General features: G+C 58.4%; 22 protein-coding genes and 2 tRNA genes (1 of these 24 only partly in view). 16 read left to right on the top strand and 8 right to left on the bottom strand.

The window, feature by feature from the left end; all coding sequences use genetic code 11:
* The 4 genes from SJY13_RS11205 to SJY13_RS11220 form a co-directional block, all read left to right on the top strand.
* Window positions 1–368: the 3' end of a 5-oxoprolinase subunit B family protein gene (locus tag SJY13_RS11205; protein WP_377190966.1), read on the top strand. Its footprint begins 388 nt before the window's first position; only the last 368 of its 756 coding nucleotides appear in the window; its start codon lies beyond the left edge, outside the window; its stop codon occupies window positions 366–368.
* Window positions 365–1,363 (top strand): 5-oxoprolinase subunit C family protein, encoded by a 999-nt coding sequence (locus SJY13_RS11210; RefSeq protein ID WP_377190968.1) that lies wholly within the window; start codon window positions 365–367, stop codon window positions 1,361–1,363. The genes SJY13_RS11205 and SJY13_RS11210 overlap by 4 nt, the downstream gene beginning before the upstream one ends.
* A gap of 12 nt (window positions 1,364–1,375) precedes the next feature.
* Window positions 1,376–2,137, top strand: a complete 762-nt coding sequence (locus SJY13_RS11215; protein WP_377190970.1) for a LamB/YcsF family protein — start codon at window positions 1,376–1,378, stop codon at window positions 2,135–2,137.
* 151 nt (window positions 2,138–2,288) lie between these two features.
* Window positions 2,289–3,536 (top strand): hypothetical protein, encoded by a 1,248-nt coding sequence (locus tag SJY13_RS11220; RefSeq protein WP_377190972.1) that lies wholly within the window; start codon window positions 2,289–2,291, stop codon window positions 3,534–3,536.
* A 68-nt stretch (window positions 3,537–3,604) separates the two neighbouring features.
* Here SJY13_RS11220 and SJY13_RS11225 read toward each other — a convergent pair whose 3' ends face one another.
* Both SJY13_RS11225 and SJY13_RS11230 read right to left on the bottom strand, forming a co-directional pair.
* On the bottom strand, window positions 3,605–4,990 hold the full coding sequence (locus SJY13_RS11225; protein WP_377190974.1) for a D-alanyl-D-alanine carboxypeptidase family protein: 1,386 nt from the start codon (window positions 4,988–4,990) through the stop codon (window positions 3,605–3,607).
* A 281-nt stretch (window positions 4,991–5,271) separates the two neighbouring features.
* A complete protein-coding gene (locus tag SJY13_RS11230; protein WP_377190976.1) occupies window positions 5,272–5,973 on the bottom strand; it encodes an HAD family hydrolase in 702 nt (233 codons plus the stop codon).
* Between the two features lie 93 nt (window positions 5,974–6,066).
* On the opposite strand from SJY13_RS11230, the gene clpS reads away from it, so the two are divergent.
* The 4 genes from clpS to hemF are packed head-to-tail and all read left to right on the top strand — an operon-like array spanning window position 6,067 to window position 9,130.
* Complete coding sequence (clpS, locus tag SJY13_RS11235; protein ID WP_085822790.1) at window positions 6,067–6,408, top strand: ATP-dependent Clp protease adapter ClpS; 342 nt, start codon at window positions 6,067–6,069, stop codon at window positions 6,406–6,408.
* 28 nt (window positions 6,409–6,436) lie between these two features.
* Window positions 6,437–7,402: a methyltransferase gene (locus tag SJY13_RS11240; RefSeq protein ID WP_377190978.1), complete on the top strand. Its 966-nt coding sequence runs from the start codon at window positions 6,437–6,439 to the stop codon at window positions 7,400–7,402.
* Window positions 7,403–7,439: 37 nt separating this feature from the next.
* Entirely contained in the window at window positions 7,440–8,240 is an 801-nt protein-coding gene (locus tag SJY13_RS11245; RefSeq protein WP_085822792.1) for an SDR family NAD(P)-dependent oxidoreductase, read from the top strand.
* Window positions 8,241–8,245: 5 nt separating this feature from the next.
* The gene (hemF, locus tag SJY13_RS11250) at window positions 8,246–9,130 is read left to right on the top strand and encodes an oxygen-dependent coproporphyrinogen oxidase (protein ID WP_377190980.1); all 885 of its coding nucleotides are present in this window, start codon (window positions 8,246–8,248) and stop codon (window positions 9,128–9,130) included.
* 6 nt (window positions 9,131–9,136) lie between these two features.
* Here the strand turns inward: hemF and SJY13_RS11255 are convergent, their stop codons facing one another.
* The 4 genes from SJY13_RS11255 to modA form a co-directional block, all read right to left on the bottom strand.
* Entirely contained in the window at window positions 9,137–9,529 is a 393-nt protein-coding gene (locus SJY13_RS11255) for a hypothetical protein (RefSeq protein WP_377190982.1), read from the bottom strand.
* Window positions 9,530–9,740: 211 nt separating this feature from the next.
* Entirely contained in the window at window positions 9,741–10,838 is a 1,098-nt protein-coding gene (modC, locus tag SJY13_RS11260) for a molybdenum ABC transporter ATP-binding protein (protein ID WP_377190984.1), read from the bottom strand.
* Window positions 10,835–11,527 carry a molybdate ABC transporter permease subunit gene (gene modB / locus SJY13_RS11265; RefSeq protein ID WP_377190986.1) on the bottom strand — a complete coding sequence of 231 codons (693 nt, stop codon included), beginning with the start codon at window positions 11,525–11,527 and terminating at the stop codon, window positions 10,835–10,837. Before modB ends, modC begins: the two co-directional genes overlap by 4 nt.
* A 4-nt stretch (window positions 11,528–11,531) precedes the next feature.
* Window positions 11,532–12,311, bottom strand: a complete 780-nt coding sequence (modA, locus tag SJY13_RS11270) for a molybdate ABC transporter substrate-binding protein (RefSeq protein ID WP_377190988.1) — start codon at window positions 12,309–12,311, stop codon at window positions 11,532–11,534.
* A gap of 229 nt (window positions 12,312–12,540) precedes the next feature.
* Here modA and SJY13_RS11275 point away from each other — a divergent pair, with 229 nt between their 5' ends.
* From SJY13_RS11275 to SJY13_RS11285, 3 genes are all read left to right on the top strand, one after another.
* On the top strand, window positions 12,541–13,794 hold the full coding sequence (locus SJY13_RS11275) for an aminotransferase class V-fold PLP-dependent enzyme (protein WP_377190990.1): 1,254 nt from the start codon (window positions 12,541–12,543) through the stop codon (window positions 13,792–13,794).
* A gap of 73 nt (window positions 13,795–13,867) precedes the next feature.
* Window positions 13,868–13,943 (top strand) — tRNA-Val (locus SJY13_RS11280).
* 89 nt (window positions 13,944–14,032) lie between these two features.
* A complete protein-coding gene (locus SJY13_RS11285) occupies window positions 14,033–15,598 on the top strand; it encodes a DUF6538 domain-containing protein (RefSeq protein WP_377190992.1) in 1,566 nt (521 codons plus the stop codon).
* 4 nt (window positions 15,599–15,602) lie between these two features.
* Here the strand turns inward: SJY13_RS11285 and SJY13_RS11290 are convergent, their stop codons facing one another.
* A complete protein-coding gene (locus tag SJY13_RS11290; RefSeq protein WP_377190994.1) occupies window positions 15,603–15,905 on the bottom strand; it encodes a DUF4156 domain-containing protein in 303 nt (100 codons plus the stop codon).
* Window positions 15,906–16,074: 169 nt separating this feature from the next.
* On the opposite strand from SJY13_RS11290, the gene SJY13_RS11295 reads away from it, so the two are divergent.
* The 5 genes from SJY13_RS11295 to SJY13_RS11315 are packed head-to-tail and all read left to right on the top strand — an operon-like array spanning window position 16,075 to window position 20,143.
* Window positions 16,075–17,253: a phage portal protein gene (locus SJY13_RS11295; RefSeq protein WP_377190996.1), complete on the top strand. Its 1,179-nt coding sequence runs from the start codon at window positions 16,075–16,077 to the stop codon at window positions 17,251–17,253.
* Complete coding sequence (locus SJY13_RS11300; RefSeq protein WP_377190998.1) at window positions 17,250–17,624, top strand: gene transfer agent family protein; 375 nt, start codon at window positions 17,250–17,252, stop codon at window positions 17,622–17,624. The genes SJY13_RS11295 and SJY13_RS11300 overlap by 4 nt, the downstream gene beginning before the upstream one ends.
* Window positions 17,621–19,168 (top strand): phage major capsid protein, encoded by a 1,548-nt coding sequence (locus SJY13_RS11305; RefSeq protein WP_377191000.1) that lies wholly within the window; start codon window positions 17,621–17,623, stop codon window positions 19,166–19,168. Before SJY13_RS11300 ends, SJY13_RS11305 begins: the two co-directional genes overlap by 4 nt.
* Window positions 19,169–19,175: 7 nt before the next feature.
* Window positions 19,176–19,802 carry a hypothetical protein gene (locus tag SJY13_RS11310; RefSeq protein WP_377191002.1) on the top strand — a complete coding sequence of 209 codons (627 nt, stop codon included), beginning with the start codon at window positions 19,176–19,178 and terminating at the stop codon, window positions 19,800–19,802.
* Window positions 19,802–20,143 (top strand): HNH endonuclease, encoded by a 342-nt coding sequence (locus SJY13_RS11315; RefSeq protein WP_377191004.1) that lies wholly within the window; start codon window positions 19,802–19,804, stop codon window positions 20,141–20,143. Before SJY13_RS11310 ends, SJY13_RS11315 begins: the two co-directional genes overlap by 1 nt.
* A gap of 28 nt (window positions 20,144–20,171) precedes the next feature.
* On the opposite strand, the gene SJY13_RS11320 is transcribed toward SJY13_RS11315, so the two are convergent.
* Window positions 20,172–20,280, bottom strand: a tRNA-Phe gene (locus SJY13_RS11320).
* Window positions 20,281–20,316 lie beyond the last annotated feature (36 nt).

Below are 20,316 nucleotides of genomic sequence, written 5' to 3' on the forward strand. Positions count from 1 at the left end.
GCCGCCTCAGTGAAACGCGTGTACGAGTTTTGACAATTGGCTTTGCGCCGGGGCAGCCCTATCTCGGGCCGCTTGGACCAGAGTTCAACATTCCACGTCTCAAAGAACTGACACCAATGGTGCCCGAAGGCGCGCTGGTGCTGGCGATATCCCAGTTTGTGCTGTTTTCCGGCCCCACGCCGACAGGATGGCGGCATGTAGGCCAAACCGCCTTTCGCTGTTTCCGCCCCGAGGCCGCGCAGAGTTTCGCACTGCGCCCCGGGGATGAGATGCAGTTCCTGCCGGTCTCGCGGGAAGAATTGGAAGATATCCGCGCGCGCAATCCTGACGGCGCAGGTGGCGCCACCTGTCAGGAGATCCCCGGTTGAGCTTGCGCGTCCATCAGATCGGCCCGGCTTGCACGGTGCAGGATCAAGGAAGAACCGGGTTACTGGATCAGGGATTGTCTCGGTCCGGGGCGGCCGATCAACTGGCCCTGCACGAAGGAGCGGCCCTTTTGGGACATAGCCCGGACTGCGCTGCGCTTGAAATGGCGGGGATAGGCGGCACGTTCGAGGCCACGCAACCCATCAATATCGCGCTAACCGGCGCGCCAATGCAGGCCAGCATTGATATCAGCCCGGTCGCCTGGAACGCCTCTCATCCGCTTGAGCCCGGGCAGAAGCTGGTGATCGGAGCGGTAAAGCAAGGAAATTATGGCTATCTACATATCGCGGGCGGGATTGATGCTCCGCTGTTTTTGGGCTCACGCGCGACCCATCTGACGGCCAATGTCGGGCGCGCGGTGCAGGCGGGTGATCTTCTGCCCGCCGGTCAAGCCTCGGGGCGCGCGGGCATGAAACTGCGCCCCGATGATCGGTTTAACGGAGGAGAGCTGCGCGTCGTCACCAGCTTTCAGACCCCGTTGTTTGACCAAAATACACGCGACCGATTTGCAGGGACCACATTTCGCCGCGGGGCGCGGGGCAACCGGATGGGGGTGCAACTGGATTGCGATGGCGACGGGTTTGCCGCCAAGGGGCAGTTGAACATTTTGTCCGAGGTCATCACACCCGGCGATATCCAGATGACCGGCACAGGAAACCCCTTTATCCTGCTACCCGAATGCCAGACCACCGGAGGGTATCCGCGCATCGCCACCGTCCTGCCCTGTGATTTGCCCCGTGCGGCGCAAACCCCCGCAGGTGCCGAGGTTCGGTTCAAGTTCGTGACCCTGGACGATGCCGTTACCCTTCATGCCACCTTTCTGGCGGAATTGTCCCGGCTGCGGGCTCGGGTTGAGCCGCTGGTGCGCGACCCCAATGACATTGCTGACCTGTTGTCCTACCAGTTGATCAGCGGAATGATCTCGGCCACCGATTAAGGAGAAATGCCCATGCCCAGCGTCGATCTGAATGCCGATATGGGGGAAAGCTTTGGTCCCTGGAACATGGGCGACGATGAAAGCCTGCTCAAGATCATCACCTCGGCCAATATCGCCTGCGGATTTCATGCCGGTGATCCGGATGTGATGGTCAAGACGATGACATTGGCGGCGGAAAACGGTGTCGGCATCGGCGCCCATCCCGGATTCCCCGATCTTCAGGGCTTTGGCCGGCGCAATATGAAAGTGCCGCATGACAGCCTGCGCAATCTGGTGCGCTATCAATTGGGCGCAGCAAAGGGCATGGCCCGGGCGGTTGGCACCGACGTGCGCCACCTAAAGCTGCACGGAGCGCTGGCCAACATGTGCTCGGCCGATGTCGACATGGCGCGGGCCTGTTATCAGGGCGCGCTGGATGTTGACCCGGATATCATCATCATGGTTCTGGCCGTGACCAAACAGGAAGAGGCCGTGCGCGCGCTTGGCTGTAAGTGGGTCGGCGAAATTTTCGCAGATCGCGCCTATAACGACGACGGCACGCTGGTCGACCGCAGCCTGCCCGGCGCCGTCATCCATGACCCCGATGTAGCAGGCCCGCGCATCCTGAACATGGTGCGCGAGGGTGCCATCCTCACCGAAAGCGGCAAGAGGTTGGAGACCTCGATCGACACAATCTGCCTGCATGGCGACGGACCCACGGCGGTGCAGATCGCCCGGTCGGTACGCAAGAACCTGATCGAAGGCGGGGTCGAGGTGACAAAGTTCATCCGGTAACCACCCCGGTGTAAGATCGGCCCCTTACCTTGTTACTGTTGCCCGCACGCGATTCAGCCCCTAGCATGCCTGCAAGTGCATGTTCTGAATACCACAAATCCAAGCACGACCGCGCCCGTTGACTGCCGGTTCTGCGCAAGGAGGTAAGTTAATGTCTTTTGATTTGATGTCTTATGAACCCCGGGGCGACAAGAAGAACTCGGATTTTTTCGCCGAGTATCTACCTAAGATTTATGAACGGCGCACCAGTTCGGGTACTGCTGATCAAGTCGGCGGGATGCGGGCAATCGTTATGCAAGTTGAGCCCACGGCATTGTTCGATACGATGGTCGAGCTTTACGTAATGACGCCGTATCGCCACACGGCAACCTATCTGGGTGCAACCCACAAGTATTCGGTGATGCATTCGCACGCGGACTACCCCGCGCTAATCGTGATGGCCCCGCTAAGTCCAAGTTTCGAGGACTTTATCCCGCGCATCAACCGCATGTACCCGCTGGCGCGGAACACGCCCCAGACCCGCTATGTTGGAGAGATCTATGGCGCGACCGATCTGAACACCCTCAGCAAGACGCTGGAGGATCAGAATATCCGCTTTGAATACAGCGGCGATACCGAAAATCCGTTCTACACGTTGGATGGGTTCCGCTTTACCACGCCGTCCGATTTCACCTGCAACCGGGTCGGCTATTCTACTTTGGATTTCAATGATCCTGACAGTCTGGGGCTTGGTGACCGCGTGGTGCTGAACAACACGGAACAGGCACAGCTGGATCGGGCGGCCGCCCTTGGCAGCGACACCAAAATCGCCCCGCTGATGCTGGGTGTCGACCATCTTGCCACGCGGGTCCTTGCTGGTGAGCGTGAGGACGCAATCCTCGAGTTTCTGACCATGGTGCCCTATTACTTTTGGGGGGCGTATAACATCTTTGACATGAACTCCTCGACCAATGTGAACCGCAATTCCAGCGTCGACGATGACAAGAAATCCCCTGCCAAGGTGTTCACGGCCAACAACACCCCGTCCTTCGTGAATTCCTTTGCCAAACTGCCGATGCCAACCGAGGATTTCGTTCGCAATTTCGGACGCCGCCTGCACCACATGGCGATCGAGATCAAGGATGGCGATCATGGCGCCGGGGAAAAGAACGTCGATTTCGTGGTGAACACGCTCAAAGACAAGGGCGTGCCGTTCCTGGCCCATGTGGTGGGCGAATGCAAAGACGACCCAAACCTCAAGCAAATCTTCTCAAAGCATTCAAAGAACACCCTGCTGATCACGGAATACATTGAGCGGTGCCACAAGTACGACGGCTTTTTCACCAAGGATAACGTCGCCGCTTTGACGGCAGCGGCCGGGCAGGACGAGCAGTACCAGCACGGCCACGTCTTCGACTAAAGCGCTGGTAAAAAAATGGCTGCGAGTTTCCTCGCAGCCCAGATCCATCCAGGAGAGTATGTCGGGTCTTATGACGGCCCGATCATGAAACAGGTGACATTCCGGGCCTGAAGCCTGCGGCAGGCCAAATCGGCCTGTTCGCGGGTCATGCCCTGGAACGTTGCATCAAAGCCGCGCGTGTTTTGGTTCACCTTGCGCAGCGTGCCTTCCAGAGTGGTCATTTCCGACAGGGCAGTTTTCAACAGAACTTTTTCTGCCTCGTATCGGGTGGTATAGCGGCCAACATTGACGCCCCACAAATGGCCGCCAGATGTCGATAGCCGGGTGACAATCTCTTGTTCTGGTTCGGGTTGCACTGTCGGGTCGGCCGAGGCCAGAACCAGATCGTTCGAACGGGCCGCGGGCCGGGTGCCGCCGCCATCTGTCGTAGGTTGAACGTCAGCTGCTGCAATGGCCGCGGCGATTCCGTCCTGAATACGTGCGCCGTTCTTGGCAGCCGTGGCGGCCACCGTGCCAGCCACCTGGACGGCGGCAGTACGTCCCGGACGCAACACAGGCCGCAGGCTGGAGGTTGGTGCGATTGCGAGGCTTGCGACCGTAGCACCCAAACCGGCATTCCCGGCATAAACCGGGCGCGCAGGCTTTCGGATCGGCGCGCGCGAGGGTGCCCGGCGGAAGCCCATATCCAGCAGTTCGGCCACTTTGGCATTGCGAGATGCGCCGGACTTACCGCCAAAAACGGTGGCAATGATGCGTTCATCCTTGCGCTTGGCCGAAGCAACCAGATTGAAACCCGCCGCGCGTGTATAGCCGGTCTTTATTCCGTCTGCGCCTTTGTAAGCTGCCAACAAACGCCGGTTCGTGTTCGGAACAGTCTTGATCCCGGCATGGGTCGATTGGCGCGAAAACAGGTTATAATACTGCGGGTAATCATACAGCAGATGCCGACCCAATTCTGTCATGTCTCGAGCCGTAGATAGGTGACCTGATTCCGTCAGTCCGTGCGCGTTCTTGAAGGTTGTGCGGCTCATGCCCATGGCCCTGGCGGTGCGCGTCATGCGGCGGGCAAAGGCAGCCTCGGACCCGCTGATCGCAATCCCGATTGCCGTGGCGGCGTCGTTGGCCGATTTCACGGCCGCCGCGCGGATCAGATAACGAAACGCAATAGTCTGCCCGGATCGCAGGCCCAGTTTAGACGGCGGCTCGGATGAGGCTTTTTTGGTGATACGCACGGGTGTATCCAGTGTGATCTCGCCATTTCGCACCGCCTCGAACGCGATGTACAGCGTCATCATCTTGGTCAAAGAGGCCGGGTGCAGCCGAGTGTCAGCATTCCGCGAATGCAGCACCTCGCCGGTGCGCGCATCGATTACCATTGCCGCATAAGGTGCGGCCATCCCTTGCAACGGTGCAAAAGAAAGCAGCCACAATAATGCCATAAGGAATAAGCCCATTCGGGCCGGAACTGTCCGCCGAACCTGCACGATCTTTGCCTCTGTCTGCCTCGGGCCGCCAGGTTTTCCTGGTCGGCAATTTAATTGTTTTATTACAGGTCAAGCTAGCACAGCAGGTCAATTAAAGAAACCGAAAGCTTGAATTTTCGCTGTTCCGTGTCAGGCGAAGCAGCACACCACATATAGCTGATCACTGCCCCCGCCCCACCAAATCCATGAAGATGAAAAGATTATGCCGGTGCTCATGGTCGATTTTCGGGAACTGAGGCTAATTGGCAACATCAGCTTAACGCCCGTACAAGGCCTGCCAACTCACCCAGATCCTGCAGTTCCCGATACCGCGGATTGTCCGCCGGGGTTTCAGCCTGCTCAATCTCCCACACTAGACCGTGGGGAACATACACACCCCAACACCCGGCTTTAATCGGAGCGACCACGTCCGAGCGCATCGAATTCCCGACCATCATCGCTGAAGTAGGTCCCTTATCGTACTGACCGAATATCGCGTGATAGGTCTCGGGAGACTTTTCAGACACAATCTCGACCGCGTCGAACAACTCTCCCAGCCCTGATTGCGCCAGCTTGCGTTCCTGATCAATCAGATCGCCCTTGGTGATCAACACCACGCGGTGAGTGGCGGCCACAGTTTCGATGGCTTCGCGTGCATGGGGCAACAGCTCGATTGGATGGGCCAGCATATCTTGCCCGGCTTCAATCAACTGCCTGATGACCGATGCCGGAACGCGGTCCTCTGTTACCTCGATCGCGGTTTCGATCATCGACAAGGTAAAGCCTTTGATTCCATATCCATAATGCCGGATGTTGCGCTTTTCAGCGGCCAGCAAACGTTCCAACAAGTGGTCGCGCCCGGCGTGATCCGCCAGCAGCTCGGCGAAATGTGTCTGGGTCAGCTGGAAAAACCGCTCATTATGCCATAGGGTATCATCAGCGTCGAAGCCGATTGTGGTCAGTTTTTGATCCATGTCGATTACGTCCTGATGGCTCTTTTCTCTGGCCCGTTCGACGTTATATAACCGCACAGATAAACCGAAGCCTGAATCGGACAGTTGATCGCGATGCTTGAACACCAATGGATGATGTCTGACAAACCGGACGACGACGAAGACGCGTCCGTTTTGGTGCAGACGCGCCCCAAGACCAAGCGTCCGCCGCTTTACAAGGTTCTGCTGCTGAACGACGACTATACTCCGATGGAGTTCGTCGTGCACGTGCTGGAACGGTTCTTTGGCATGACCCACGCCGAGGCGTTCGAGATCATGCTGACCGTTCACAAAAAGGGTGTGGCCGTCGTGGGTGTGTTCAGCCACGAGATCGCCGAGACCAAAGTGGGGCAGGTAATGGACTTTGCCCGCCGGCATCAACACCCTTTGCAATGCACCATGGAACGGGAAGAGTAAGGCTCTGCCTCTCTGACCGGAATAAACTATGTCCCCTCGCCTTGATCTTGCCCTGCAAAGCGGCCTTGTGCTGTCGCATCCCCTGACAGTGATCGGGCCAACCGATGCGGCCGACTTGTCTGCCCTACCGTCCCAGACACAGGTTGTTCAGCCCTTCAAACCTTTCCACGACCATTTTGCCGCGCAGGGGTTTTCAGTTGTGCCCGATGCACATGAGGCCTGTCAGGACGCCATCGTTTTCCTGCCGCGTGCCAAGGCGTTGGCCCGCAGCAGGGTGCAACAGGCCTGTGCCCGCGCTGGCGGAGTGGTTGTCGTGGACGGCGCCAAGACCGATGGGGTGGACAGCCTGCTGAAAGACATCCGCAATAGGGTTGCGGTCCAGGGCCCGATTTCGAAAGCCCATGGCAAGATCTTCTGGTTCCAGGCGGACTGCCAGGCTTTCGCGGATTGGGCCGCACCGGAACACCAGACGGTGGATGGGTTCCAAACCGCGCCCGGAGTGTTCTCTGCGGATGGAATCGATCCTGCGTCGGCGCTGTTGCAGGCAGCCCTGCCCGACAAACCGGGTGCGCGCCTTGCCGATCTAGGGGCCGGTTGGGGATTTCTGTCGGCCGGGTTACTGCAGGCCACCGGTTTGAAGACCCTGCATCTGGTCGAGGCGGATCACGCGGCGCTGACCTGCGCGCGCGCAAATGTCACGGACCCCCGCGCGCAATTCCACTGGGCCGATGCCGTCACATGGCGGGCGCCAGAGCCTTTGGATACAGTCGTGATGAACCCGCCCTTTCACTCCTCGCGCAGCGCTGATCCAACGCTGGGGCAAGGGTTTATCACATCTGCCGCCAGAAACCTGATCCGCAACGGCACACTGTGGATGGTTGCCAATCGCCACCTGCCCTATGAAACCACCCTGAACGGTGCTTTTGCCCAAGTCGAGGAAGTGACCGGCGACAATCGGTTCAAGGTGTTCCGCGCCTCTCGCCCTCGACGGTGATCCCGGCTAACCTGCCCCGCAATCCAGGAGAATACACATGTCCTTTTCCATAGCTGGCAAAACCGCAATCGTGACCGGCGGGGCCAATGGCGTCGGGCTGGCCATCGGTCGCCATTTTGCCGATGCCGGTGCCAATGTGATGTTCGCCGACATGGATGAAAAACGGCTGGCTGAGGAACTGGGTGAACAGGCAGATGACAGCAATATCCGGTTCTTTGCCGGGGACCTGCGCGAAAAGCTGACAATTGCCAACCTGTTATCCGCCACGATCGGCGCGTTTGATCAGGTCGACATCCTGATCAACGGCTCGCGGCAGGTGATCCCGTCTGACCCCCTGGATACCGAGGACGACTCGGTGCGTACCCTGCTGAACCAGAATCTGATGCCAGCCCTACGGCTCAGCCAGCTAGTGGCTAAACGGATGATCAAACAGGCAGGAGACGACGAACAAAACCCGGCGGGGTCGATCATCAACCTGTCTTCGATTGCCGCGCGGCGCACCCATCCCGACCTGATGGCCTATTCGGTGTCGACCGCTGCGCTGGATCAGATGACCCGTTCGCTGGCCGTTGCCTTCGCGCCCAGCCGCATACGCGTCAATTCCATCGCTTTGGGATCAGTAATGAGCGCATCGCTGCAAACCACCCTGAAAGAGAACCGCGATTTCCGGAACGATATCGAAAAACACACCCCACTGGCCCGGATTGCAGCCCCGACCGAGTTGACAGAAACCGCACAGTTTCTGGCCTCGGACGCCGCCGGGTTCATCACCGGACAAATTCTGACAATTGACGGCGGGCGCACTTTGCTGGATCCCGTCGCAGCCCCAGCACATTGAGCCCCATGTTCGAGACTGAAAAAAACACCGCCTCTGCTTGGTTTCGCCAATTGCGCGATGACATCATCACCGCATTCGAAACCCTTGAGGACAACCACGAGGTCGGCCCCTTCTCGGACGCCGCGCCCGGGCGGTTCGAGGTCAAGGAAACCACACGCCAGTCTCAGGACGGGTCGGATGCAGGCGGCGGGCTGATGTCGGTCATGCGCGGCGGGCGTGTGTTTGAAAAGGTCGGAGTCAACGTCTCGACCGTGTACGGCACACTGGGTGAGCGCGCACAACAGGCGATGGCCGCGCGCAAGGGCATTCCAGGCATGACCGAGGACCCTCGGTTTTGGGCCTCAGGTATCTCATTGGTGGCCCATATGCAGAACCCGCATGCGCCGGCCGTTCACATGAACACGCGCATGTTCTGGACGCCACACGCCTGGTGGTTTGGCGGCGGATCGGATTTGAACCCGTGCATCGAATATGACGACGACACCACCCATTTCCACGCGACCCAAAAGGCGCATCTGGACCCGCACGGACCGGCGCATTACTCGCGGCTCAAGGATTGGGCGGACGAGTATTTCTATATCCCGCACCGCAAACGCGCCCGCGGTGTTGGTGGCATCTTTATGGATGATTACTGCACCGGAGACTGGTCATCAGATTTCGCCCTGACGCAGGATATCGGCCGCGCCTTTCTGCCCGCTTTTGTACCGCTGGTTGAAAAACGCCGGGTACAGAGTTTTGATGAGGCGGACAAGGACACGCAGCTGGTGCATCGCGGGCTCTACGCCGAGTACAACCTGGTGTACGACCGGGGGACCAAGTTTGGGTTGGAAACCGGCCACGACCCGGATGCTGTTCTCATGAGCTTGCCGCCGCTGGCCAAGTGGGTCTGATCGACCTCAGAACCCAAAATCCATCAGGTTGTCATAGCAATAGCCCTGTGCAGAACCTGCGGACATGTTCGCCCCCACCCGTTTGACGGTAACCGAATAACTGGAGGAAGTATCCGCCCCTTCGGGCGGTGTCAGCGAAAATTGAACGGTCCGGATACCCTTTTGGTAGGCCCCAGCGATGTAAATGCGCTGCGTGGCTTTTGTTCTGAGGGTACGAATAGCGTAGTCCCCGATCCCACACCAATAGGCAACCGGCGCCGAGGTTCCGCTGCTCGACACCTCATAAATACCGCCCTTCAATGGCGTCACTGTCGTGCGAAAACCCGGGTTTATTCCCACGCCAAACCCAACAGTCTGCGCAAGTCCTGGCAGGGCAAACACGGCTGCAACAAGTGACATTCTGAATAACCGCATGGCTGCACATCCCTGGTCAAAATCTGAACCTGCAACATAGCATAGTGGACATATGGGGTGAGTAAAGATCGGGTCACAGTGACCGCTTAGGACCTGGGAGTTTCACAATTTCAGATTTCGGCCCAAGTTGCTATTTTCAGCGCGTTAAAGAGCAGCCCTTCAATCTGTAGGAGGGAAGAATCCAAACTGCACTGGCCTACGAGGCATTCAGACGCCCGCCGACATCCTGCGGTGCCAAAGCCACCGTTTTAATGACGGCAAAACACACACGCCCCGGCTCCAGCCCCAACGCCGCGACCGAGCGGCGGGTGACCCGGGCCAGGATGGGCCCGGCGGGGGTTTTTACCGATACAATCGCGCCCGGCCCCTCACCTGCGCGAATTGAGTCGACCACGCCCTCCAGCATATTCAGGGCCGACAGCCCCTCGGGTCTTTTGTTGGATAAAATAACCTCTTGCGCGGGGATACGGATACGCAGGTCTTCTCCGATCTGGTGCGGGATGCGCGGCAAGAACAGACGTGCCCCTCCGGCTTCCAGTTCGGTCAATCCGTCGGCGTGGTGTTCGCGCACCTTGACCTGCAACACCGCCCCCACGGCCCGTACGCCAGCCGGGGCAACCGATGGATCGGCCAGCACGTCCGAGGCCGGACCATGCCGAACTACCTTGCCATCCTGCAAGGCAACAACCGAAGTCGCCAGGCGGGCGACTTCGGCCGCAGCATGTGTGACGTAGAGGATGGGTACTGAAACCTCATCCCGCAGACGTTCGAAATAGGGCAGGATTTCGGCCTTGCGCGCGTCATCCAACGCAGCCAAGGGCTCATCCGCCAAGATCAACCGGGGGCTGGCCAGCAGCGCGCGGCCAATGGCAACACGCTGTTTCTCACCGCCGGAAAGGCCGGCAGGGCGGCAATTCAGCATATGGCCGATGCCCAGCATCTCAATTACCTTGTCCGGGTTTTCTCGCCGCGCGCCTTTCGGGGCAAACCAACGGCCGTAAGACAAGTTCTGACGAACGGTCAGGTGCGGGAACAGGCGGCCTTCCTGAAAGATGTATCCCAATCGCCGACGATGCGGTGGCAACCACAGGCCCTGTTCAGTGTCAAACAGCTCCCACCCGTCAACGGCGACCCGTCCGGCAGCAGGCCGCAGCAATCCGGCGACCGCATTGACCACGGTGGTTTTCCCCGATCCGGACCGCCCGAACAGAACCGTCACGCCCGGGGGCGCATCAAAGCTGAGGTCCAGCTGCATGTCAGGCAATTCATGTTGCAGACGGACAGACAGGCTCATGACCCGGACACCCGTTCGGCGGCACGGCGGCCGACATATTCCGACAACAACAGCGCGCCCATGGCGATGATGATCGACACCACCACCAACCGCGTCGCAGCATTTTCGCCTCCCGGCACCTGCAGAAAGGCATAAACAGCTGAGGGCAATGTCTGGGTCTGTCCCGGGATGTTGGACACAAAGGTGATCGTCGCCCCGAACTCTCCCATCGCTTTGGCAAAAGCCAGGATGGCTCCGGCAATCACACCGGGCAGGATCATGGGCAGGGTGACCGTGGCAAATACAAAGGGGCGCGAGGCACCAAGTGTGGCCCCCGCCTGTTCCAGTTTCGGATCAACGGCCTCGATCGACAGCCTGATGGCCCGCACCATCAGAGGAAAGGCCATGATCCCGGCGGCCAGCGCGGCCCCGGTCCAGCGAAAGGCTACGACGATGCCAAGCTCGGCCAATAGCTTGCCTAGGGGTCCCTGAATGCCAAAGGTCAGCAACAGCAGATAGCCCGTTACCACCGGCGGCAGGATCAGTGGCAGATGCACCAACCCATTCAGCAGTTGGCGACCGGGAAACCGCCAACGCGCCAGCGCGTAAGCCACAAAGATCCCAAATGGCAGGGTCACCAGCGTGGCCCAGAAAGACACACGCAGCGATAACCTCAGCGCCTCAAGCTCTGCGGGACCCAGCCACCCCATGCGGTCAGCTGCCCGGCAGGGCAAAGCCCTGATCCGCAAACACTTCACGGGCGGGGCCTGACTGAAGATATGTCAAAAACGCCTGCGCCTCGGGCCTGCCCCAGGCAGTTACCGCCGCCGGGTAAATGATCGGCAAGTGCAGATCGGACGGAAAAGTACCCAGAACCTGAACCCTGTTTTCCACCTTTGCGTCGGACCGATACACAATCCCCAGCGGGGCGGCACCTGTCGCGACAAGCGCCAGCGCTGCGCGGACATTGTCGGTTTGCGCGATCTGACCCTGAACCTCTTCCCACAGCGCAAGATTCTGCAACGCGGCCTTGCCATAGATCCCCGCCGGTACCGCATCAACCAGTGCCATGGCCAGGTGACCCCCGTCCAGCGCAGCGGAAAGGTCCATATCTGCGCGTATCTCTCCAACCCCGGTCTGATCAGGCCCACCAATCAGCACAAGCCTGTTCCCCAGAAGATCAACGCGCGTGTTGGCTTTAATCTGATCTTGATCTTGCAGAACATCCATCCAATCCACATTGGCCGAAATGAACACATCGGCCGGCGCGCCCAATTGAATCTGACGGGCCAGTACGGATGAGGCCGCATAAGACACCGTAACCTCGTGCCCGGTCCGCCGTTCGAAATCCGAACCGATCTTTTCCAGAGCATTCTTCAGGCTGGCAGCCGCGAAAACCAAAACCTCTGATGCACTGGCCCGGATCGGAACCAGTGTCAAAGTGCCCAACACCAAGGCCGCGACCAGAAACCGGCGGGCTAGGGACAGGATCATGTGCTCTCCCGTCTGGAGGATTACAGTTCCTTCGGGGATATCTGAGGCAACAGGTGACACGCAAGCGCCTTTACAAAGCCGACACGTTGCAGAATGCGTAAATCCAAAGGAATATCCCAGCCGCGTGGTCATTTTCGTCAGTTCCCCTCCCGCTCGTGTCGTAAATGTCGTTGAACCTTCGGCGCAGCGGCGCAATTCTGCGCTTAAGCCAAAGGACAGGAAAACCAAAATGCTACACACGACCCCCGGCCTGATCGACGCGATCCGCGCCCGTTTTGCCCATGTCGATACCTGTCCGTTTCAGGGCCCGCGCGTCTTTTTCGAAAACGCAGGCGGAGCGCTGACGCTGAAATCCGTGGTCGAGACCTCGGCCAGATTTGCCGCCATCCCGGACAATCAGGGGCGCGACAACGTGGCCAGTCATGCGTTGATCGATATCATCAACACTGCCAAAGCTGATCTGTCTGTGTTCATGAACGCCCCAACCGGGCAGTTCTTTGCAGGCGAAAGCGGGACAGAGCTGTTGTTTCGCATGATCCGCACCGCCTGCGTGAATGCACCCAAAGGCAGCAAAGTCATCGGCAGCTCGATCGAGCATCCGGCCAGCCGCAGCGCAGCGCGGCGCTGGGCCGATATCGCGGGGTTAGATTACGTTGAGGTGCCGCATAACGACGACACCGGCTTGGTCACCGCCGACGCCTACCGCGCCGCGATGACCCCGGATGTCAGTGTCGCAACGATCCTGCATGCCTCACCCGTGACCGGCATGGGTATGGATGTGGCGGCCATTGCAAAGGTGATCCGTAGCGTCTCACCCGATTGTTTCATCATTGTCGACGGCATCCAGCACGCCGCGCATGGTCAGGTGGATATCGACAGCTATGGCGTCGATGGGTATGCGATTTCGCCCTATAAGGTGTTTTCGCGCCACGGATACGGCATTGCATGGATTTCAGGCCGGCTGACCGCCCTGCCCCATGATCAGTTGATCGACGCACCGGCGGATGGGTGGGAGTTCGGCACCCGCGACACCGGATCTTATGCGGCCATGTCCGATGTCGTGGGCTATTTCGACTGGCTAGGTGCCCAGGTTTCGGAGGTTTCCGACCGCCGCGCCCGGATCGAGGCCGCAGGTCGTGCGATCCACACCTATGAGACCCATCTGACAAACGCCATGATCAACGGCACAGGCAACCTGCCCGGGTTGCGCGACATGGACCATGTGCACATTCTGGCTGGGGCGGATAACCCGGCCCGTGAAGGGTTGGTGTCGATCGTTGTGCGCGATGTACCCTCGGCCGAGGTGGTGAGCCGCCTCAACGAACAGGGCATCCGCACACATATCCGAAAGGCCGACCATTACAGCGGCAATGTGCTGAACCCTTTGGGCCTAAGCGACTGCATCCGAATCTCGTTGTGCCACTATAATACCGAACAGGAAGTCGCCCAGTTGCTGGCAGCCGTGAACGAGATGGCGCCCTGATCCAATTTTGGGCAAAGAAATTGTGCCAGACCCTCTTGCGCCCGCGCGCAGGCTTGGCTACATGCACCGTCACGGGTGATTAGCTCAGTTGGTAGAGCGCTTCGTTTACACCGAAGATGTCGGGAGTTCGAGTCTCTCATCACCCACCATCCTAACCTTTTGAAGTTAAAGAAAAGCCTTGCAAACAAGGGCGTATGTCCGTTTGAAGGTTACAACTTTGGTTACAAAAGGTGTTCCCATGGCAGGCAAGGTTCGCAATTTAGTCAACCGCTCCGGGCGGTATCATGCCCGGCTTGTGGTGCCGAAAGACCTACGCAGATTCGTTGGAAAGACAGAGCTGCGAACACCACTAGGTGGTGATTATCGCCAAGCCCTGAAATTGTTGCCGGGCGCGGTCGCGCAGCTTCAACACCAGATTGCTCTGGCTGAACAGCAAGCCAACCCTAACCAGCCGCCAAACACCCCTGCCCGCTACCCGCTGGTTCCGGACCAGATCGCGCATAGCCACTACCACCAGCGCGTCGCCTTTGATGACGAGCTGCGCAACGATCCCCGCTATGCGGCGGTCGGCATTGACGACCTGTTAGTTGACCGTCTGCGTTCTGCCATAGCTGGGAATGCCAATGACGCTGAGCTGAGTGAACTGGTGGGCGCACAACTCGAACGCTTCCGGGCTGCTGGAAATCTGGATGCGACACCCGGCAGCACAGAGTGGCGCGAGATTGCTCGCGCCTTGTGCCATGCTGAGCTGGAAGCCCTTGCGCGCTCCGCTGAGCGCGATGAAGGCGATTACAGCGGCACACCCACCGCGTCAATCATTGTGAACGCACAGCCCCCGGAAAACGCCCCTACTCCGGTCAGCATCAAACAGCTCTGGAAAGACTATGTCGCACACCGGCAGCAAGCCGGGTTCATGCGGTCTGGCACTGGCCGACAGCAACCCGTCATTGATAAGCTGGTCAAATACATGAAACACAGCGACGCCACACGGGTTACCAAGAAAGACCTGATTGCGTGGCGTGATCACCTGATGGGCGACTTATCCGCCAAGACGGTTAGCGATGTTTATCTCTCAACAGTCCGGTCACTGTTCTCATGGGCAGTCGAGAATGAATTTTTGGCTGATAACCCGGCTGCCAATGTGCGACAAGCCAAGCCCAAAAAGCAGCACACCCGAGAACGCGGCTATATTGAAGCCGAAGCGAACAAGGTCTTGAAGGCCAGCCGCAGCTACAAACCGAACGAAGACGAGCGCGGCTATGTCAGAGAGAAATCGCACTTGGTAGCCGCTAAACGCTGGGCACCTATCATTTGTGCCTTCACTGGCGCGCGCGTCTCAGAGATTACTCAGCTCCGCAAAGAAGATGTGCGCAAGATCGATGGACAATGGGTCATTAGGATCACGCCCGACGCCGGTTCGGTTAAGACAGGTGGATATCGTGACGCCCCGCTGCACCCTCAAATCATCGACGAAGGGTTTATCGACTTTGTTGAAGCTGCAAATTCCGGCCCGATGTTCCATGGCGGCATAAAAAAAGAGGACTATTCTCCCAAGGCCAAGCGTATCGCAAATCAGGTTGCAGCATGGCTAAGCATTTCCGGGCTGACGCCAGAAGGCTTGCTGCCTAACCACGCTTGGCGTCACCGGCTCAAAACGCAGTGCCGCGAACTTGGTATCTCTGATCGCGTAGTAGACGCCATTCAGGGTCACGCCGGGAAAACGGCAGGCGATGACTATGGCGATGTGACGCTTAAGACCAAGATCGACGCAATCAACAAACTGCCCTCATACGATCTGAGTTAGAAATTCAACGGCAGGCATATATGTCCGCTTGGACGACCGTTATGTCAGATGACGACGAAGTAGACGAAACCACGAATGCGTTGCCGCCTCTATCAAAGGCCGCATTTCTAACTTTGTTGTAGGCACTTTCGACATCCCCAGCGACATCCATACCCATGCTCTCCGCCCCGGTTACTGGCCCAATGAAGGTGCAGGAACTGGTCATGCCGGGCGAGATTTGCCTAACGCGCTCAGCTCCAGGGACCAACTCAGTCGAGCACCCGAGTAATGCGGTGGTTGAAATTAGAAACATAGTTGTGCGGATCATTATTCAGTGTCCCAATCAATTTGCGTGGAATTTCACGTCATTCCCAACGCTAGTCAACCTCTGGCGACCGGGCATCTCTCCAGCCATTTAGTTACATACGCAACTTTTAACTTTCATCGCGATTCCGTGTGTGGTATTTTGGCAACACCATCATTTTCAAGTGGATCGCATGGCCCTTACCAAGATCAAAAAAGCACTCGGAATCGGCGTCGAAGAAAAGGCGCTGAACTTAACTGATCCAGCCCTATTGGCCTTATTCGGAGTATCGCCAACTGCATCCGGTGTGTCTGTTGGTCCCAGCAACGCTATGTGCGTTCCGGCAGTGAACTGCGCGGTGTCGCTCATCTCGGAAACCATCGGCGCGCTACCGGTCAAACTGTATGACCGAGCATCGAAAGACACCCTGACAGACCACCCAGGCTATCGCTTGGTGCATGGGCGCGCGAACCCTTGGACAAGCGCAGCCAAGCTGCGCGAGCAACTGACCATTGATGCTCTGCTGCACGGTGCCGGTCATGCTCAGGTAGTCCGCCTTTCTGACGATACGCCCTATGAGCTGCACCGGCTGGAACCGGGCAAGGTCCAGCGAGATCAGGAACCGGACGGCGAACCGTTCTTTCGCGTTTCCACCGATGCCGGGCAAGTTCGAATTTCTTATCGTGACGTGTTGCGCATTGAGGCTGTTGGCGGTGTAGCTCCGATCACTCTGGGCCGTGAAGCTATCGCGCTGGCGATTAGCTTGGAAAACCACATAGCAACGTCGCTCAAGAATGGCGCGCGCGTCTCAGGTGTCATTACATCACCCAAAACAATGCCCATCGAAGCGATCAAAAAGTTCATAAAGGAATGGGTGTTCCAGCACAACGGAATGAACAGCGGTGGTGTTGCGGTGCTGGACGAAGGCAGGCAATACCAGCCGATTGCCATGACATTGGCTGACGCTCAGTTCGCAGAAAACCGCCTTGAGCAGATCAGTGAGATCGCCCGAGTCTTCCGGGTGCCGCCCACCATGCTTTTCGAACTATCGCGCGGCACATGGTCAAACACAGAAGAAATGTTCCGCCAGTTTCACACCGTAACGCTCAAGCCGTGGCTGAAGGACTGGACGGATTCATACGCACAATGCCTGCTGACGCCCGAAGAACAGGATGACGCCTATTTCGAAGCCGTCACCGATGATCTGCTGACCACTGACACCGCAGCCCGTGCTGCCGCATACGGCCAGTATCGGAGCATGGGTGTTCTGTCTGCGAATGACGTTCGCGCTGGCCTCAACCTGCCGCCTCGTGAAGGCGGTGATGAGCTGAGCAACCCCTACACCACGACCCAAAAGGAACAGGCTGAATGAACCTGACCCACACCGCCTTTTTCGGCGATGGCGAATACACGTTCGCCCTTACCGATGACATGATCACTGAGCTTGAGCGCGTTGCCGATCTTGGCATTGGTGCGTTCTATCTGCGCGCCGTGAACATGCAGTTCAAACTGGCTGACCTGATTGAGATCATCCGGCTTGGCCTTATCGGTGGCGGCACCAATCCGGAACGCGCCGCGCAGCTCACAGACACCTACGCCCGGAACACTCCGATTGATGATCTGTATCCGCTGGCGCTGGACATTCTGGATGCGCGCTGGGGTGGTGCCGTTGACTCACATGACACCACCGACGCAGCCAAAACAGGCGACATGTCGGCAGCTCTGAATGAGGCTGCCGAATGACCGACCGTATTGAGATTAAGGCTGCTTTCTCAGTCACCGACCAAGGCGAAATCACCGGGATTGCATGGCCGTTTGGCTCTGCTGACCGGGTTGGGGATGTGATCGAAAAGGGAGCAATCACATCCCCTGAAAACCTGCCGATGCTGTTTGCCCACGATCAGGGGCAAGTGATCGGCGTCTGGGATCAGATTGCCGAAACCAACGAAGGCCTGACCGTCAAAGGCCGCATGCTGGTGGATGATGTTGAGCGCGCGCGTGAAGTGCGCGCCATGATCCACAGCAAAGCCATTTCCGGCCTGTCCATCGGCTTTGTGACCAAGCAGCACAAACGCCACGCCAAGGGCCGCACCATCACCGCCGCCCACCTGCACGAAATCTCTGTTGTCGCCGTCCCCTGTCATCCGGGCGCACAGATCACGTCCATCAAATCGGATGACCCTCAGACCCCCTCTATGGAGACCCCCAAATTGGAAAACGAAGAAATCGAGACCGAGCAGAAGGCCGTAACCCCGGCCAACGATACGCCGCAGGTGCCCCAGATCGACACCAAGTCGTTCGACAAGGTCTTTGCACGCCTGGACAAACTGGAAGCCAAAGGCAACCGGCCCCAGATCACCGGACCGGCAAACCCCGTCATGGGTGGCACCGAAGTCAAAGCATTAGCGGCTTACCTGTCCACCGGCGAAAAGAAATCTCTGACCACCGCCAGCGACTCTTCCGACCACATTCTGGCACCGGAAGACGTTCAGTCTGAATTCATCCGCAATCTGGTCGAATTCAGCCCTGTCCGCTCCATCGCTGATGTTCGCACCACCGCACGCGGTAGCGTCATCCTGCCGAAACGGACCGGCATCACGAATGCTGTATGGGTTGACGAAACCACCACCCGGACCGGCAGCGAACCGACTTTCGGACAATCGAAAATCTCAATCAATGAAATCGCGACCTACGTTGATATCTCGCTGCAGCTCGCCGAAGACAGCGACAACGTTCTGAGCGAGGTTAATCTGGCTCTGGCCGAAGACTTTGCGCAGAAAGAGAACCTGTCCTATGTCAATGGCAACACTGCCCTTGAGCCTGCCGGTTTCATGGCAGACGCCAACATTACCGACACCGTTGCGACCAGCAATTCGGCAATCTCGCCCGATGAGCTGATTGCCCTGATGTATGCCCTGCCGGCCACTTACCGGAACAAGGGTTCGTGGGTAATGAACGCCCAAACGTTGGCCGCTATCCGCACTCTGAAAGACGGGCACGGCAACTATCTGTGGCAACCGTCCTATCAGGCAGGTCAGCCGGAAACGATCCTTGGCCGCCCTGTGGTTGAAGCGGTCGACATGCCGGATGTAGGCGCTGATGCGGAACCGATCATCTTTGGCGACTTCAAGCGCGGCTACCGCATCTATGACCGCCTGTCGCTGGCTGTGCTGAGTGATCCTTACACGCAGCGTATCAACGGTCTGGTTCGCTACCATGCCCGCCGCCGGACTGGTGCTGGTGTGGTTCTGCCTGCCGCCTTCCGCAAGTTGAAAATGGCGGCCTAAGCCAACCATGAAACCGCAGCTCGCATATGACGCAATCGCACTGGAACACGGTGGTCACACCGTGTTCCTGCGCCCGTCTTTGCGGGCTGCCATGCACCTTGAGCGGCTGCACGGTGGCTTTCCTGTGCTGCTACGCAAACTGGAAGAATTTGACACCCTGACTGTCTGGCACGTCATCACTGCTGGGGGTGGAAAAGCAGCCACTGATGCCCTGTTCGGCTATGTCGCGACACAACCCCTGTCCGGGTTCGCAAACGCAGCTATCGCGCAACTCTTTGAGTTTGTCATGGCTCTGTTTCCGACCAGTGCAGACGATGGCAAGGCCCGACCGGAAAACACCGATCCACTACCTTGGACCGATCTGTTCAAGCAGCTTTACGGCTACGCGACCGGCTGGATGGGCTGGCCGCCTGAGATAGCTTTGAACGCCACTCCCCAAGAAATCACGGACGCCTTTGAAGCCCACATGAGCAAGCTCATGGCTATCCACGGCGCACCTGAAGAAGAACAAAACGGCTCGATCGAAGAACAATGCCAAGAGAATGTTCAGAACGGCCTTGATCCTGAGTTCGACCGTGCTGGGTTGGCGAACCTGCGCGCACTCAGCACAATACGCGAAGGGCAAATGATCTAATGCCCCGCCCGCCTCATATCTGCACTTGCGGCAACATCGTTCCGCATGGCGAGCGCTGCGCCTGTCAGGTTGCGCGCACCCGAGCCCGGAACAAGCGCCATGACGCACGCCGCCCTTCTGCGTCTGCGCGCGGCTACGGCAGTAACTGGCGAACAGCCCGTGACGCCTTCCTAAAGATCAATGATCGGTGTGCGTGGTCCGGCTGTGGAGCCAAGGCCTCGCTGGTTGATCACATCATCCCTCATCGTGGCGACATGCGCCTGTTCTGGGATCGCTCAAACTGGCAACCGCTCTGCACGTCCTGTCACAGCCGCCACAAGCAACGGCTGGAGTGTGAGTGATGATTAGTTGCAAGTCTGTCTGTTCATTGCCCGGCAGGGTTCGAACCGGCATCTCCGCGACCGGTCTTTCACCGATGTCAGTTGTTCTGATCACCACTTCAAGGCGGACAGCGCTTTACCAATTAAGCTACGGGCATCTGCACTATTGCGGAGATACATTCCGACTTTCAACC

The organism is Ruegeria meonggei, from assembly GCF_042768335.1.
Lineage (GTDB): Bacteria > Pseudomonadota > Alphaproteobacteria > Rhodobacterales > Rhodobacteraceae > Ruegeria > Ruegeria meonggei.